The organism is Ignavibacteria bacterium (assembly GCA_015709655.1).
In the GTDB taxonomy this organism is placed as follows: domain Bacteria; phylum Bacteroidota; class Ignavibacteria; order Kapaibacteriales; family Kapaibacteriaceae; genus OLB6.
Map to the genome: position 1 here is coordinate 2443379 of CP054181.1, position 17304 is coordinate 2460682.

10 protein-coding genes are annotated in these 17304 nt (G+C 52.3%); 6 read left to right on the forward strand and 4 right to left on the reverse strand.

From position 1 onward, the window contains the following. Positions 1 to 2409, reverse strand: a complete 2409-nt coding sequence (locus tag HRU79_09840) for a heavy metal translocating P-type ATPase (protein QOJ26926.1) — start codon at positions 2407 to 2409, stop codon at positions 1 to 3. A 158-nt stretch (positions 2410 to 2567) separates the two neighbouring features. Here HRU79_09840 and HRU79_09845 point away from each other — a divergent pair, with 158 nt between their 5' ends. From HRU79_09845 to HRU79_09855, 3 genes are all read left to right on the forward strand, one after another. Further along, a complete protein-coding gene (locus tag HRU79_09845) occupies positions 2568 to 3038 on the forward strand; it encodes a nucleoside deaminase (protein QOJ26927.1) in 471 nt (156 codons plus the stop codon). 777 nt (positions 3039 to 3815) lie between these two features. Next, positions 3816 to 5324 (forward strand): hypothetical protein, encoded by a 1509-nt coding sequence (locus HRU79_09850; GenBank protein QOJ26928.1) that lies wholly within the window; start codon positions 3816 to 3818, stop codon positions 5322 to 5324. Positions 5325 to 5342: 18 nt separating this feature from the next. After that, positions 5343 to 11231 (forward strand): T9SS type A sorting domain-containing protein, encoded by a 5889-nt coding sequence (locus HRU79_09855; GenBank protein ID QOJ26929.1) that lies wholly within the window; start codon positions 5343 to 5345, stop codon positions 11229 to 11231. A gap of 186 nt (positions 11232 to 11417) precedes the next feature. On the opposite strand, the gene HRU79_09860 is transcribed toward HRU79_09855, so the two are convergent. From HRU79_09860 to HRU79_09870, 3 genes are read right to left on the reverse strand one after another with little or no spacing between them, the layout of a single operon-like run. Further along, positions 11418 to 12464 (reverse strand): ABC transporter permease, encoded by a 1047-nt coding sequence (locus HRU79_09860; GenBank protein QOJ26930.1) that lies wholly within the window; start codon positions 12462 to 12464, stop codon positions 11418 to 11420. Beyond that, positions 12461 to 13543, reverse strand: a complete 1083-nt coding sequence (locus HRU79_09865) for an ABC transporter permease (protein QOJ27316.1) — start codon at positions 13541 to 13543, stop codon at positions 12461 to 12463. Before HRU79_09865 ends, HRU79_09860 begins: the two co-directional genes overlap by 4 nt. A 16-nt stretch (positions 13544 to 13559) precedes the next feature. Further along, positions 13560 to 13937, reverse strand: coding sequence for a YraN family protein (locus tag HRU79_09870; protein ID QOJ26931.1), 378 nt, complete (start codon positions 13935 to 13937; stop codon positions 13560 to 13562). A 1-nt stretch (position 13938) separates the two neighbouring features. Here HRU79_09870 and ruvA point away from each other — a divergent pair, with 1 nt between their 5' ends. The 3 genes from ruvA (at position 13939) to HRU79_09885 (ending at position 17304) form a co-directional block, all read left to right on the forward strand. Then, positions 13939 to 14532 (forward strand): Holliday junction branch migration protein RuvA, encoded by a 594-nt coding sequence (gene ruvA / locus HRU79_09875; GenBank protein ID QOJ26932.1) that lies wholly within the window; start codon positions 13939 to 13941, stop codon positions 14530 to 14532. After that, positions 14529 to 15377, forward strand: a complete 849-nt coding sequence (locus tag HRU79_09880; protein QOJ26933.1) for a hypothetical protein — start codon at positions 14529 to 14531, stop codon at positions 15375 to 15377. The genes ruvA and HRU79_09880 overlap by 4 nt, the downstream gene beginning before the upstream one ends. Positions 15378 to 15522: 145 nt before the next feature. Then, the gene (locus HRU79_09885) at positions 15523 to 17304 is read left to right on the forward strand and encodes a (2Fe-2S)-binding protein (GenBank protein ID QOJ26934.1); all 1782 of its coding nucleotides are present in this window, start codon (positions 15523 to 15525) and stop codon (positions 17302 to 17304) included.

Here is a 17304-nt window from a genome sequence, read left to right on the forward strand (position 1 = left end):
TTATCGCCGCCACTTCAAACGTAAACTATTGCTTACCACGCTGACGCTGCTTAAGGCCATTGCAGCACCGGCTATCATTGGGTTGAGCAGGAAGCCGGTGAATGGGTAAAGGATTCCTGCGGCGATAGGTATGCCGATGACGTTATAGAAGAAAGCCCAGAAGAGGTTCTGACGGATGGTGCTAACAGTGAGCTTCGACAGGCGAAGTGCTGCAGGAATCTTCGTTAGGTCGGATGAAACGATGGTCATTCTGGCGACGTCCATTGCGATGCCACTACCGCTGCCCATGGCGATGCTGATGTCGGCCGTAGCGAGTGCTGTACTATCGTTAATGCCATCGCCTGCCATTGCTACGACCTGTCCCTGCTCCTGAAGCCTTGCTACATACTCAGCCTTTTGGTCGGGGAGCATGCTGGCCCGATAGTGTTTGATTCCGATCGCGGTGGCTACTGCCTGTGCAGTTGCCTGCGCATCGCCGGTAAGCATGTAGGTTTCAATCCCCATCGTTTGCAATGTGCGAATCGCCTGCCCTGAGCTGCTCTTGATGGTGTCGGCAATGGCAATGGCAGCCAGTGCCATAATGCCATTACTAAACCAGATGACGGTTTGGGCGTCTGCACTCCATACGTCCGCCTGCTGTTTAAGTTCGTCTGAAATAAAAACGTTGTGTAACTCCAACAATGCTGTGTTTCCAACCAGGTACAGCTCATCATCGGCGTATGCCAAAGCCCCTTTCCCGGTAATACTTTCAAACCGGGTGATTGGGGAGGGGGCTATGGCAGAGAGGTGCTCGGTGACGGCGGTGGCCAGCGGATGCTCCGAGTGCATCTCGATGGCAAGTAAAATACCGGCGCAGGTATCGTCCGAATGCCAGCGGAGGTTGGTAACACACGGTTTACCTTCGGTGATAGTACCGGTTTTGTCGAGTACGACTGCAGAGACGTTGGTTGCAGTTTCAAGAACAGTAGCGTCTTTTACTAAAATGCCATTTTCGGCTCCCTTGCCGATGCCGACCATGATTGCTGTCGGCGTGGCAAGTCCCAGAGCACACGGACATGCAATCACCAGTACTGAGATTGAGGTGAGCAACGCATAGGTTATACTGTTTGCACCACCAAAAATCAACCAGCTAAAAAAAGTTACAATGGCAATCACAAGAACTGCGGGCACAAAGACTGCTGCAACTTTATCAACATACCGCTGTACCGGTGCCTTGCTTCCCTGAGCATCCTGCACGGTCTTGATGATGTTTGCAAGCATGGTTTCACTGCCAACCTTTAGCGCTTTAAAGATAAAGCTTCCTTTTTGGTTAATCGTTCCGGCGAATACCTGACTATCGGTTTCCTTCAGAACTGGAACCGGCTCGCCGCTGAGCATGCTTTCATCCACGTATGAAGAACCGGTGGTTACCACTCCGTCAACCGCAATACTTTCGCCGGGCTTTACACGCAACAAGTCACCCATTCCAACAGTATCAATCGAAACAATCTGTTCCGAGCCGTCGGCAGCGAGTCGCGTCACCGTTTTCGGTTGCAGACCAATAAGCTTCGAAATAGCAGATGACGTGTTCGACTTTGCCTTTTCTTCTAATAGTTTCCCAAGCAGAACAAATGCAATGATCACCGCCGCAGCCTCGAAATACACGTGTGCGTGGAGCCCGCTGCTCGTGAACCACTCCGGAAACAGCATTGCAACGATGCTAAATACGTAGGCAATGCCGGTGCTGAGAGCCACCAGCGTATCCATATTGGCCGAACGGTGGCGGAGTTGTTTCCATGCGTTTGTAAAAAAGCTTTGTCCGCTCCACAGCACTACCGGCGTAGTAAACAGCAGCATCAGTTCATTTGCGAACGGCATGTCCATAAAGAACATTCCAATGACGAATACCGGAGCTGCAAAAATCATCGCCCACACGGCTTTGCGTTTGATCGCTGTAAGTTTCCTGGTGTGGATTTCTTCAAGCGTCTCCGTTGGTTCATCGGACTCTATCAGCAAGTCATAGCCCCCTGCCTGAACAACCGCTTGTAGAGCATTCGGGTTAGTCATATTGGGCAGGTAGTCAACCGTGAGCATCGCATTCCCGTAATTCACAGCAGCCCTTACCACACCCGGCACCGCCTTCACCAGGGTTTCTGCACTTACCGCGCAGGAAGCGCAACTCAGATCGAGCACCGGAAACTGCTTGTGGACTACAGTTACACCATAACCAAGATTAGTAATAGCCTGCACAGCAGCAGAAATCGCGTCATTCGACGCCACACTAAGCACCGCACGACGGTTATTCAATTCAACCGCATGTGCCGTTACACCTTGAACAGTAGAAAGTCCCTTATCAACAATTATGGCGCAGTGCTCACTGTCGACGCCCTCCAGGGGCAGGTAAACCTTCAGATCATTATTCGTACTCATACAAGTCTTTCTGTAAACCTACGCAAAGACGAATGAAGGGGGCTTGAGGTGTAGGGCATCGTGGATTCACGACCCCTTATTAAACACTGCCGTGTTTTGCGATGGACAAAGGGCGGAGCCGGTGTACTTTTGATGAATACACTCATGGAGACATCATCATGATCCACCATCATTTTATGAATGAAGCATTTACTGAAGCCTTTTCAGGAATGCGTGCGAATGAGGGCGGTCCGTTTGGAGCGATAGTAGTTGCAAACACTACGATCATAGGCAGAGGACATAACATGGTCACGAAACACCATGATCCAACGGCGCACGCAGAGATTGTTGCTATACGAAATGCATGTGCCGAGGTACAGTCCTTTCATTTAGACGATGCCGTTATCTACACAACCTGCGAGCCATGTCCGATGTGCCTTGCCGCCATCTACTGGGCACGGATCAAAACCGTGTACTATTACTACACCAAAGCGGATGCCGCCGAAATCGGCTTTAGTGATAAATTCATTTACGAGGAAATCGCGAAGGCGAAAGGTGAACATAGCATTAAAATAGAGAAGATAGATCTGACCCTTCAACAAGACCTGTTTGGGGAGTGGCGAAAGAAGGAAGATAGGACGCAGTATTAGAGACTGGGAGTACGGGAGTATGTCAGGCACGAATTAACAGGATTTAAGAATTTGCTGGGAGCAGAGGTGATTGAGCCTGTTGATTTTCGGCAAGCTCAGGTACCAACCCACCGTGTAAAAACCGGTCACGTTTTGGTAGCATAGGTGTACTATCCCCAATAGCAATTGCTCCGGAAATCCAAAATGATCTATGTGTAGGCTGCGCACCACAGCCGACCGGCCGAGCTGCAGTGGTAGGTGGTAAAGCACGAAGGTGGTGGAGGTGGGGGAGGGGCCCGAAGGGCCGAAGTGCGTCCGCCCGGAAAGATGACGTGGTTCGGGGGTGCAGGAGGTTTGTGTAAACCTGTAAACATGGATGCGATATTGAACGGACGCTCCCACGTGGCCCACACGAAATACGATAAAAAACAATACAATACCGTATGGGTGGGAAACCCGCCCGTACAAACCATTATAAACAATACCATGAGCCGTAGGGGCGGCCCCACGTGGTCGCCCCTACGAAACATCATATAAAACGATAATAACGATAATAACGATAATATCGATAATAACGATAAGAACAGATGTGTCTGTTTATATCGCGCGCACGGCCGTGCGCCCCAACATTTATTATCAAAAACTCTTATGAATCTGGCTCCCCCTCCCTAAAGCCCGAAGGGGTTTTGGGAGGGGGCCGGGGGTGGGGCCGGAGGTGGGGCGACAAGAAATTTGTATGTCGTGTTATTAGGAAATTATGTGTTACTTTATGTGGTACATATTCTATCAGGAGTTCTTATGACTTATCGATACACTCCCGCCCGACGTTTTATTCACGGCTTGCGCCGTAGTGCTTTAGGCTTTCTGCTCGTGCTACTGCCCCTTGTGCCATTGGTGGCACAGCCGGTTACCCCCATAGATATATCCCGCGCCCGGGAGTTTACCCTGCTGTGGAAAAAAGTCGTGGGGGGGAATGCTGGACCACCACTATACCTCGTCTCCCCATGTGGAGTTGGCGGAATGAACATTTTGGCTGTCCCCACTACTTCAGGTGGGTTTGGTTGTTTTACCTATCCCCGTATTGATACTACGCGTCCGGTAATAGGGTGGAGCGCATCCTTCGACCTATTCGACTACGACGGGATTCCACCAAAAGAGTACATAGATTGGGCTGGTCGCGTTGATCGGTGTCTTTCCGACACGTATCCATTTCAGCTTGAACGTGAAATCGATAAAATTAATTGCTGGGGAGCTGGTGAACGTGGGATCAACATTGATCTCTCTGGCGACATCGATGGAGACGGCTACGAAGACCTGGTGTGTGATATTGGCGGAGGTGGCTACACGGCGCGTGTGATCCGTGGTGGCCCTGCTGCGGGCCGTGGCTGCGAGCGGATCCTGTACCTGCCGATGGTCAAAGACCCGCAGGGCAATGATGTGACCGGTATCGTAGCCCTGTGGCGCACGGCGGCCGGCGGCTATCGCGTAAGCTATGAATATACCGATGTATGGCGCACCTGGGTGGTGATGAGTGAGTTGCAGGTGCATCGCACTGCCGACAGCGTCGAGATTAGCTATACGCCCCTGGATTCGATTCGTGCCGATGGCTTTCCGGGGCAATCCTGCATAGCCGTTGTCCAGGACACGATAGCCAGGCGTGACTGGTTTTTGATCTACAAGCTCGACAGTGAGCTTAACACCGGTGTTTTAGAGCGGTTCGATGTTACCGGCAGCCGCTTTGTCCACTCCGGTGAACGGGTGCGAGGGACGGTGTTTTATAATCCCTGGAATATCGGGCACATACTGGGTACAGAAAAGCCGGTCGTTGCTTTTCATATTGGAGGCTTCGGACAGGTATTTTGCCTAGTCGATGACCTGACTCACCCATTTGCTTCTTTCAAACCTCAAGGTACGGGCATTCAACCTGCAGCCGGTTATACTGCCATCAACGATCAGACCGGAGACGGTAAGCCAGAATTTGTATTATCTGGCGGTGACGGAGTAATCCTTGTACTAACACTTGATTCAACTGTAACGAATGTTGAAAGTGGACTGTTCCTGACAGATACTGTCTTGGCCACGCTTCACGGCAGTATTCTCGAGGTCCGTCTTCACGATCCGTGTACGGTATCTGCGGAGCTGGTCACCACCGACGGGCGCACGTATGCCGTTCTTGCCGCCAGCGCCGGCACTGCCGGCCTTAACCGCTACGATCTCAGCTCAGTACTCAGCCGCCAGCCCCGCGGTGCCTACCTGCTGCGCGTACGGACCGGTGAAACCTTTGTGACACTCAGTCTTGTGCTGTAGGAGAGGGAGGAATGAGTGATGAATACCAAGATAATATACATTATTATGCTGTTGTTTGTGGCTGCAACCGTGTGCCCGGCCCAGAACACCTATGCGCCCACGTCACTCCGGCAGTGGGATTCCACCTTTTGGGATAATGATGTGTTTGCCGATACGGTGCCAGAGTTTGTGCTGGGACACCAGTGGGGGGCCTCACCGCTGAGTAAGGTGAATGCAGCTTTGCGGACCAATGTTACCAATAGTAATTGGGGCTGGCTGGATCCCAACAGTCTGCAGCTGATGTGCAAGCTTGGCACCGATACCACGGTGAGGCAGTATCTCACCTGGGGTTCGCCGCTGATCACCATGGGTGGCAGCCACCCGGACTCGCGGTACTTTCTGCAGCCGTGGTATGGCCTGCGGTGGGATCCGGCAGAGAATGCCGGCGTTGACCGGCAGTGGCAGCCCCGCGATGCTCAGTCGTGGCCGATGACCTTTGGCTACAAGAGCCACGGCACCGTCCCAGCATTGCCGACCGATACCAACTACCGGCGCTTTGTGTTGGATACTGCCGCTATGGACTCCAACCCACAGAGGGTGTTAGATGTGGCTGAGCTGCGCAACTACACGAGCATCCATCGGGATATTGATTGGAATTTGTATTACAAAGAGGCATTCATAGCAGATTCTAATGGTAACCATATCACATTTCATGATGACACCATGGACTGCCGCCGTCTGCAACTGGTAATCAACCTGCGGCGGACCTCAGAGACTGACACCATCCGTGACTCTACGCCGGTACTCTCGGTTGTGGTACCGTACCAGATGCGCTGGAAGGACCAAGATAGCAGTAAACCTGATGATTATATGCCTAAAAGACTTCGTATGCCCTTCCGGTACGTACCGCAGGGGGCTGCAGGCAGTGTTGATACATTACCGCATGGCCGAGGCCTGGAGCGGACGATGCACGCTATCGATATCGCGAGTGAGTATGTGGACTCTATTGTGATTACCCGAGCCATGCTGCCGCGCCACAGCGACCCCGGCGGACCGGATATTACCATTGTGGCGGAGTTTCGTACCGATACGATTTGGGAAATGCGAGATGTTTGGGGGACGCCATACCCTTATCGCCGTCCCCATATTCTCAAGAATGGAATTTTCAAGTTTCCTAACCCTGATAAGGCAGACAGTACGCTGATAAACATCGTTGTTAATAGTAGTGGCGACACGACGCGTGACTCGTCGCAGTACAATATGCGCTACCATGCGATTGACTCGTTGGGTGTTACGCTGTGGTATCACGGCACCTCGCCAGTGGCACTACGGTCGGTGATGCTTGTTACCCCGCTCACCAGGCGTGCCACCAGCGGGTGGTATGATTCGTCATGGCACGAGGCGTTTGCAGCACATCGCACGGCGATGCAACAGAGGTTCGATACTGTACAAGCACTCTCAGGTCATCGTGTCCGCGCCTTGTCGTTTTACCTGCACGATGAGTTCGATATGGACCATCTGTGGGGCATGCGCTATCGGTGCAACTTTGTAGATGGCCGGCTCACGAGTGAAACGGGCTATGGCGGCTCGCGTGTTGTTTCGGGCGATGACCTCAGCGAATATGGACGTTTAAAGTTCCATGGCTTTCCCTCGAAATTCCCGTGGACAGCCGGCGCTACGATGCCGTCACGGGCAACAGCGGCACCGTACCTTGCACGCACCTATGTGGACGAGTGGAACGTTGATGGCAATCAACCGATCCCGGCTCCGATTCTAAGCATTAAAAACGGCTATCGCCGCACTGGTACCAACGCCCCCTACCGTGGTTATGAAACAGATATCCAAACCAATGTTATTAATCATGAAAGTTGGGAGACGATAGGTTTGCCGCTAACGGGTGACTATTCGTTGATAAAAAACTACGAAGTGTTAATCCACAGCAACAATGCCGGTGTAGGCCCTGCGGCAATGCAGGAGCACTCTGTCTATACCCATATCTGGCAAAATGGCGACTGGTATTTTGCCCGGCGCCGCTACTTCTGGAGTAATTTCTTTTATCACTTAGACCCGAAATTCGGCTTCGATAAGAATATGCGCCCGTATGTGCGCTACGAGAAGTTTCGTCCGCTCACTGCCGAAGAAGTGCGCCTGGGTCACGGCACACAACTAAACCTGGGCACGCGGGGCTTTCTCTACGACAAATGGAAACATGAGTATGCGCCGGCACCGCTGCCGGACACGTTCACGAATACGGCCGCCGGGAAGCTTGTCTACTTTGACAAGTACTATCCGGGTTATGTTACCGAGGATGGTACCGCCTGGGCATGGGAGGACGATAGTACGGTTACTGCCGACAGTGTATTCTTTTCGGATCATCTTGGCAGCGATTATTATACAGAAAATGATAGTATTCGCATTCACCCGTGGGCACCGTTGGATTCGTTAGCAAAACAAATGGAGCTTAGTCGCTTCATCAGCGGTACTCCGGCATCGCATGTGTATGTAGGCCGCCTCTCGGTGCGCAGCGAAACCCGGTGGTGGCATGATTTGGTTACCGATACGGTTACTGGCGGACGTCGCGGCCCGCATGAGTCGAATGCATCGTTATTTATGAAAACACGTCCTGTGGCCTGGTACGCGCATGGCTACAAGATCTGGGAGAATGGTGCCATGTCGCGGCTCCGGAAATGGCTCACCGTCTCTTCTGATTCGTCTGTTGCGGTGCAGCGGTGGGCACGCACATCACCCACCGACACCACACTGCGTTTAGAGACCGAGCCGGCGGGTGAGCGGCTCTATGACATCGTGCTGCTCGATACATCCGAAACTGGATTGTCGGATGATAATTGTGTTATCGCTGTTACCAATCGTCGCACGAGCCCCTTTCTGTTTAACACGTCACTGACGGACTCGGTAGAATGGATCGCCGGCTACGAGCATGACACGCTAACGCGCAACAGCCGTCCGGATTTGCGCTACAAGCAGACAGGCGCCAGGCGCATAACACTACCCTTTGCCTACAGTGTAGATCCTGGAAAACCATACTTACTCCATATCCGGGAGATGCACCCTGCTGCTGACTCACTCTATGCCATCGATACAATCATAAACTGGAATAGCACCTTAGCGTTATTCTTGCGCCCGGGTGAGACACGCTACCTCCGCGTGCAGCGCCTGCCGGCAACAGATACTGTTGGCAGCGGATATCTGGCCTTTAACACTCAAAACAAAATGATTGTGTACCCCGTACGGCGTGCCGGCGGCGGTTACGGTGATTCGGTCCGTTATCACATGGTGTTTCACCGGCGTGATACCGATCCTGCCAGAAACGGTCCATGGACGGTGTACTACCGGCGCTCGCATGCCTACCACAAGGATTCTCTCTACCGCATAGAGCAGATGCAGTGGGAGCCTCCCGTACGGTTAAGCCGAGTAACAACCGCCCATCTCCCCTTTGGCAACCAATGGAATCCTGTCGAACGCACCCGCCTCAGTGTTCAGGATACCTACGCATACCTGCAATCAGTACCTGACACAGCAAGCCACATGCGGGACTGCTGCTGCGGTTTCCCGTCAATCGTTATTCGCGAGACCGTACAGGATACTCCCATGATATTTGTTGTCTATGCCTGTGAGGACATGTGGGCCACAAACCAGTATGCAAATAATAATTACTTTCATATTGTTGAGAATGCCTTTCCTGATGTCAGTATTCTCAACCCTGCAGCACTGGAGGTGAACGGTAAGTCACTGGTGGTGGCGTATAAAGATATAGGGCACGACGTGCCGCCGGGAGCTGCGGATTCACCGGCCGACACTCTTGGGAGCCTGGCACGGTACGGTACGCCGGTTGTCAATGCTTCGGCCGAGAACCGTCTGTTTTATGCCTGGTCGTCGGCAGGCCAGGGTATCGGCATTGCCACCAAGACAAGTACACAGGCGTGGCTGCCGAGCGATCAATCCCTGGCTGTGGTGCCAATGCCAACGATACCGAACATCATCGTGCAACCAGGTGGCGGGAGCGACACAGTCCACATTGAAGGCGGAGATGCTCTCTATCCGTCGCTGAACGTGTACAGCAACCTGGAGCAGCATCAGACCACCTCTACACTGGTCTGGGAGGAAGGCCCGGCAGCCAATCGTCATATCCGCTACACGCGGTTACGTGAGCGACCCGGCACGAATGGAGAGATAGAACGCCTGCTTCCTACCTTTGTTGAACTGTCATATACCACCGACACGCCGCCGGCGATACCCGTGGACCCGGCAAACAGAATCGCCATTGTCGGCGGCACCTCGCCCGGTGAACAGGCAGAGCTGCCGGTGGTTGTCAGAAGCCTGCAGGACAGCGCCATGCAGATCTACATACGCGACCACGACACGTCCGGCACTAACGGTCTGTTTCATTACAATCATGAAACCGTCTGCTGGGCCGAATGGGTTCCGTCGGTGAATCGTAGTCGCATCCGGTATAATCATTTTATTGACATGTCCGGATCAGGAGCTAACGAACTTCATTACTGGTGGGCTAATACGACCGGGAGTACCGGTGGCAGCAGTTTATTTCATCCTGTCCTTGCCTCCGGAGCCGTACGCATGGATTCGCTCACCTGGCAGGGTGTGGCCGATGATACGCTGGTAACCTATGCCGACAGTATGCACATTCTGAGCGGCAATGTGTCCGATTCGGCGCTGGTTGCCAATTATAGCATCCTGCCACAAAGCGCCTACCAGCAGCTGCGAGCGCATAAACAGAACAGCTATGCCGCCTACTGGACGGGACTCGGTGAGTTTGCCAGCCTCAGTAGCCAGCAAATCTACCTGCGCCGGATGCCGGCACTGCCGGGCTCACCGGCCATCACCTATCACTACGATGTGCTGCGGGGCAAAGGGGCTTGGCCACACGTGTCGCTGCGGCAGAAGGAAGAGACGGGCGGACTGCACACGCTGCGACGAAGCCTGCAGTACTCCGCGTCGGATGCTCCGAGTTTGCTGTTCTCGGCCGAGCAATTTTACAAAGAGGCCACCGATGAAAGCACCGACGAAACTCCTGACGTACAGAGCGCCGCACCGGTAACCTATTGCGGTTTCCAGACGCCTGCCGGCAGTTTTACCATGCGCGGGCTTCGTGGCGATACTAAACAAATCATTTTTACACCTGTTTATCAATCTCTCAAAACTGATGATGGCAGTGCAGGCTCAGCCTGTGCTCTGCAGATGGCCGCCATGACCTCTCCGGTATCCGGCTGGGTGTCTGACCCCTTTACTGTGGGCTCGTTTGAAGAACTCAAGGTGCTGAGTATGGGGTTACTGCGCTCAGAGATATCGCTAACGATTGAGGCCGTGGAGTCAGCCGCTGGTGCCCGGAACAAAAACCATGACCCTGACACCACCGCGCCTGCAGGGGCACGGTACTCAGCTTTGTTAACTCTGGCAGATGCCGACAATAACAGCTATGAAGATCCACTGGAGTGCCGGTACTATATTACCGAAGGCGATGAGCGCTATTATCGTCTGCGCCTGCAGTATCATGGCAGCAGCTCTTCCGTCATGCGTGAAGATACCGACATTGATCCGGCAGCGGAATCCTACAGCAAGAGTGCCAGCAACACCATTCAGGTTATCAACCTCCGCCGCGGTACGGCCTTCGCCGCCGACACTGCCGCACGGTTGCACATCTACCCCAATCCCTCGGAGGGAACGGTCACAATCCTGACCACCGGCATACTGCGTCAGCACCCCGACCATCAGGCACTGCTCACCGTTACCGATGCGCTGGGCAGTCCCCTGACAACACGGACAGTACGCGATGGACAGGTGATCACCCTGCACGGATTAGCCGCCGGCAGCTACAGCGTCATGCTTACCGCCGCCGGCACACAGCCAAACACCGTAGGGGCAACGGGGTTCTTTGTGGTTGTACGCTAACCCATTCCTAATACCAGGGTATTGCGGTTCTGCATATCGGCGTGCTGTCACCGGGGGCATACCCCCTGCAACCCGTACATGAAGTGAATACCATGCAAACATCCCTTGCATTTACAATAAGTGATGCTATAAAAATAGATGTACACTTACTTTAAAAAAAGTATCAGAGGATGGTGCGGTCAGGTTCTACCCTCTCAGCCGCGGGTCGGTAGCATCACGTAACGCATCGCCGATGAAGTTGAATGCCACCACCGTGATAAAGATTGTTAACCCGGGAAAGACAGCCAGCCACCAGGCATAGGTGCTGCTGCGGGCTTTGTAGAGAACGGAACCCCAGGTGACAACGGTGGGGGGGACTCCAAAGCCAAGGAACGATAATGCACTCTCCAGGAGGATGGCTCCTACAATACCAAAGGCAGCATATACCAATACGGGTGCAATAGCATTAGGCAATACATGCTTGAACATAATCCGCCGTGTACTGTAACCTAACGAGGTAGCGGCACTAACGTAGTCAAGGTTGCGTACCCGCAACACTTCGCCCCGCATGAACCGAGCAATACTGGTCCAGCCAGTTAAACCAATGAGTAACATGATTAACCAAATAGAGCTTTCCTCAACCATTGCCGATATTGTCAGGATAAGGAACAGACTGGGCATGGTTATAACGATTTCTATTAATCGCGATATCAGCAGGTCAACGGTTCCACCGTAATATCCGGCAAGAGTACCTAACACGATGCCAAGAGCAAGTGCTATCGACATTGCAACAAGACCAATGGATAATGCATACCTGGAGCCGTGAATAATACCGGCAAATACGTCGCGCCCTACGTCGTCGGTGCCCAGCCAGTGTCTGGACGATGGTGCACGGTCTTTTAACGCAATAAGTGTTTTGTCGGTCGTGCTTGGCCCGTACGGTACTGGCGGGAATATACTCCAGTCGTACGTTACGTCTGACCATTCCCTGGTGGCTTCTTCCGCAGTCCACTTTGACAAACCAAGGCCAACAAGGTATTCCTTGAAAATCGGCAGCTGAATGCTCCCTTTGTACGAGCAAGCAATTGGCTTGTTATTGGCAAGAAAATCGGCAAACATAGCAACACATACCAACACAATCACCAGCCAGATGCTTGCCATTCCAAAGGTGGACTTCTTAAACTGACGTCGCACAAACCTGCTATAACTTTCGCCGGCATGAGCATCCTTGGGTGCAGTAATGCTGTCGGTCATGACTTCTTGGCTCCGTACGAAATTCTGGGGTCAACTACAGAATACAAAATGTCGCTTATCAGCATCCCCACCAGTGTGAGGATAGCACTGATGGTAAATACAGCCATGATCATCGGGTAATCCAGAGCGCGCAATGCTTCGTATGATAGCAAGCCCATCCCCGGGATACTAAAAATCGTTTCAACGATAACAGAGCCCCCTATCATGTGAGGAAGGATAGCTGCAGCAAGTGTTACTAACGGTATCAGGGCGTTGCGTAAGGCGTGCTTGTAAATCACCGATCGTTCGTTGAGCCCCTTGGCGCGAGCGGTACGCACGTAATCCTGTCGGATCACCTCCAGCATTGATGAGCGCATTTGCCTGGAGATAAACGCAAAGTCAGCATATACGTACACAATCATGGGAAGCGTCAGGTGCCACGCAAAGTCGGCCAGCCGCTGCCAGAAATTCCACGACATGGTAGCTGCCATGGAACGAAGTCCGCCGCTGGGAAAAATCGATAAGAATTCAGGATTACACAAAAACGTAACGGCTAAGGTGGCCACCCAGAACGATGGCAGTGAGTATAGTGCAAATACTGTAAATGTTGACGATTTGTCAAACCACGTACCCGGATGTGTGGCACTATACACGCCCAGGGGGACGGCAATTCCGTACGCTATCAGCAGTGCGAATAAATTCATGATGATGGTAACCGGAACCCGTTCAAGCATCTTGTCAAACACCGGTCGGTTATCCTTAAACGAATTACCAAGATCCGGAACCCCGGTGAACCTAATGTTCGACATGTGCATCCCATCCTTGTCAAACACCGTCTGCATGTTAAAGCCAAGTAAGCCACCTGTCCATATCATGTACTGCTGCCATACTGGTTTATCCAGATGCCATTGTTCCCGTATCATCTCAATTTGTTTAGCATTTAGATTTGCACGAGTACCCATACCACCCTCGGCACTCACGCCCACCTTCATTGCCGCGGGGTCGCCGGGAGCCATTCTGCTAATACCAAAACTGATCATGGTGATAATGATCAGGGTAGGTATAAACAGCAGGATACGCCGTAGTATGTACGTCCACATACAGCGAAGATAACGGCTAAATGGCATCCGGCAGATGTCGGAGAACCGGAGTCCCGGCAACAAGATCGATAGCAATCACATCAAACCGGCACATAACATTCCGCAAACCATGCGTAAGCAAATACCCTTCGGCAGTGCGGCGGAGTTTCTGTTTTTTCTGGTATCCGATGCTGGCTTCCGGTGTACCGTATTGCAGACTTCGCCGGTGTCTGACTTCTACAAACACGATGGTCTGGCCATCCTTCATCACCAGATCAATCTCGCCGTACTTCTTAAATGTATAGTTTCTGTCAAGCAAGGCGTACCCACGGTTCAACAGAAATTCTTCTGCAATTTCCTCGGCCTTTTTACCGATTTGTCTTGTTGAGAGTGGAAAGCTTTCAGAGTTTTGCATTATGATTTCCAGAGTTCGTGGCACAGTGCTGAGCAAGACAGGGATGGAAGTAGTGGTTGACTGCGGTGGCCTTGGATACACCGTGATGGTACCACTCTCTACCATGGATGTTGTACCCGCAGTAGGTGAAAGCGTGACGCTGTTCACGGTTTTTACTGTCCGTGAAGATGCATTCTCACTCTTTGGTTTTGCCTCCGAACCGGAGCGCGAAGCATTCAAACTGCTTACCACCATTCAGGGAATTGGTGGCAGGACAGCACTGGGCATTTTATCGTCAGCAGTTATTTCAGACTTGCAGGCTGCAATCATGCAGGGGAATATCCCCGCCCTGATGCGTTTACCCGGTATCGGAAAGAAAACCGCAGAAAGAATGGTAGTTGAGCTACGCGACAAGATGGTAACTGTGGCAGCTCAGCCGCACGAAATACCGGCGGTTGGCCATACCCAGCAGGTTGCCGATGCCATCAGTGCTCTTCAGGCACTTGGCTTTACGCGTCAGGCGGCCGAAAAGGCTGTAAAACAGGCGATAACAGCTCGCCCTGAACTCTCGGAATCCAGTGAACAACTTATTCGGACTGCGCTGCGTGGAATATGACCAAGGCTCTGCTGATCATACCGGCCATTGACTTGTCGGACGGACATTGCGCCCGTTGCGTTCTTGGTGAGCCGGGCACCGAGAATTTGTACCGTGGAATGAGCAATAATCCGGTTCAGATGGCTCAGTTATGGCGGCGGGAAAATGCTAAGTGTATTCATGTCCGCGATAATGATTCATTTTCGGGAGCCGATAATACCGCATCGGTGAAGGCGGCCATTGCCATGCAGCAGGCCGTTGACATCCCTATTCAGTTTGTCTCACTGCAGTACGATTCTGTAGTGCTTCGCCACCTCCTGGATTCAGGTGTGTACCGGGTTGCCGTAAACGCCCTTATCGTTACCGACCCTGAGGAAGTGCACCGGCTGGTTGCCGATTACGGCAATAACAGAGTTGCCCTTGGTATCAGAGCCGAGAATGGATTTGTTCATTTCCGGGATATGGCCTCGGTCGAAGATCAACAACTGATTCGGCAGGCCTATGCTCTGGGCATCCGCCGTGTTATCTACGGCGAGAAGAAGTGGGAAGGGGCTTTGGCAGGCCAGGACCCTGCTGTTATCGAACGGGTAGCATCGGCTGCACCGGCGCGGTATACCATGGCGGGCGGTATCGCCAACTCAGAACAACTGTGGGAACTCCAGCGTATTGCTCCGCAGAATGTGGATAGTGTCGTGATTGGCAGGGCATTGTACGAAAACAGATTCCCGTGTCAGCAGATCTGGCGAAGTGCTGAGGCCGTACTCGAGCCTGACTTGCAAAATCAACTGGAAGACGGACGCCAAAGTTCGATTAGCAAGCTCGATAAAACGGCGGGTACTCAACGCAGTGACCAGCCCCCTACATAGCATTTGTGTTTGCCGTACAACCACCCGTTACCCCGTGTTCCAAGATTAAAGAATGTATGACTTTGATTTTTCAGAACCTTGATTCAGCCACGTCTTCGTGCTTCATGGTTATGTTTGCATTGTTCCAAAATTATCGTAGTATTCCATGCCAATAATTTATATCGATGGTAAGGCTGTTGAAGCAAAGCCTGGACAAATGATCATTGAAGCTGCGATGGACAGCGGCATTGTTGTTCCTCATTACTGCTGGCACCCGGCATTGAGTATTGCCGGGAATTGCCGGATGTGCCTGGTTCAGGTAGGTTCGCAGAAAAAAGATGCCGATGGTACACTGGTGTTTGATGACGAAGGCAAGCCGGTGATTAGCTGGATACCAAAACTCCAGATCGCATGCGCCACTCCGGTTGCCGACGGAATGTTTGTTGATATGGTTGGCGAGAAGGCTGTAACGGCACAAAATGCCGTGGTGGAGTTCCAGTTGATTAACCACCCGCTGGATTGTCCGATCTGTGATGAAGCCGGTCAGTGCAAACTCCAGGAATATGCCTTTACTCACAGTAATGCAAAAAGCAGATTCGACGAAGAAAAAGTTCATAAGATTAAACGCCTGCCGTTTGGTCCGAATGTTATGTTCGACGGCGAACGGTGTATTAGCTGCTCTCGCTGCATTCGCTTTGCAAACGAAGTGGCAAAACAACCGGCGTTAACGTTTTATCAACGTGGTGATTCGGTATCGATTCGAACCTTCCCTGGTATGCAGTTCGATAATGCGTACTCGATGAATATTATCGACATCTGTCCGGTTGGTGCACTTACAAGCATTGACTTTCGGTTCCGTGCCCGCGTGTGGGAGATGAGCTTTACCGATACCATCTGTCCCGGCTGCGCCCGCGGATGCAATATCCACATGGGTGTAATGAACAACGAAGTCCTCCGCCTTGAGCCCCGTACGAATCCCCATGTAAATACGTACTGGATGTGTGATCCCGGACGTCTGCAAACACCAGATCTGATTAACAAAAACAGGTTGTCCGGTCCGCAGATTCGTGTTAATGGTGAGCTAACGCCGGCCTCATGGACCGATGCTATCGAAGCGGCAGTCACCATCATTAGGGATACGCCGGCTTCAAAGGTGTATGTGTTGGGGAGTTCGCATGCTTCTAACGAAGACAACTTTGTGCTTGCCAAACTCACCCGTGAAGTTCTGAAATCACAGAACATTGATTGTATTGCACACAGCAATCCGGAGTTTGCCGATGATATGCTGCGCGTAGCCGATGTGTCTCCGAACTCCGCCGGTGCCCGCGCTGTTGGAATTGTGCCTGGCAATGATTCGAAATCAGTACACCACCTGGCGAAGCGCATCACGTCGGGCGAAATCCAAACCGTTATTGTGCTGGAAGACGATGCACTATCTCACAGCCAGTCTCTAGCCGAAGCCTTTGCGGCTCTACCTAATCTGATTGTACTATCTGCCCATACAACTGTCGTTGCACAGCAGGCAAGTGTTCTGCTGCCCATTGCAACGTTTGCCGAAGCCGAAGGCACCTTTACCAACATAAACAATCGGGTACAACGGTTCCGTCCGGCAGTCGTTACTGCTGAAAACGAACGTTATATGGGACTAAAGATGAGCCGGTGGGATAAGTTTGGTGCGCCAAATGACCGGTGGACCCATGGCGAACGCCGCGACTGCAGGAGTGCATGGCGTGTCATGCAGGCAATAGCAGAAGGAATGGGCTTCAAGTGGGGCTACGATTCGAGTGAAAACGTTTTTAACGATATTGCCGCCCATGTTGAAGGCTTTAAAGGAATGTCGTATGCCTTGCTCGATAAACACATGGGTCTGATTCTCAATAAGGCAGATCAGCCTGAACCGGAACAAGTAATTTATGTTAGTAACTTCATGAAACCGCAAGTAGGATAG

Coding starts and splice junctions, on each gene's coding strand:
- HRU79_09840 (QOJ26926.1), bottom strand. CDS start 2,409: ATGAGTACGAATAATGATCTGAAGGTTTACCTGCCCCTGGAGGGCGTC.
- HRU79_09845 (QOJ26927.1), top strand. CDS start 2,568: ATGATCCACCATCATTTTATGAATGAAGCATTTACTGAAGCCTTTTCA.
- HRU79_09850 (QOJ26928.1), top strand. CDS start 3,816: ATGACTTATCGATACACTCCCGCCCGACGTTTTATTCACGGCTTGCGC.
- HRU79_09855 (QOJ26929.1), top strand. CDS start 5,343: ATGAATACCAAGATAATATACATTATTATGCTGTTGTTTGTGGCTGCA.
- HRU79_09860 (QOJ26930.1), bottom strand. CDS start 12,464: ATGACCGACAGCATTACTGCACCCAAGGATGCTCATGCCGGCGAAAGT.
- HRU79_09865 (QOJ27316.1), bottom strand. CDS start 13,543: ATGTGGACGTACATACTACGGCGTATCCTGCTGTTTATACCTACCCTG.
- HRU79_09870 (QOJ26931.1), bottom strand. CDS start 13,937: ATGCAAAACTCTGAAAGCTTTCCACTCTCAACAAGACAAATCGGTAAA.
- ruvA (QOJ26932.1), top strand. CDS start 13,939: ATGATTTCCAGAGTTCGTGGCACAGTGCTGAGCAAGACAGGGATGGAA.
- HRU79_09880 (QOJ26933.1), top strand. CDS start 14,529: ATGACCAAGGCTCTGCTGATCATACCGGCCATTGACTTGTCGGACGGA.
- HRU79_09885 (QOJ26934.1), top strand. CDS start 15,523: ATGCCAATAATTTATATCGATGGTAAGGCTGTTGAAGCAAAGCCTGGA.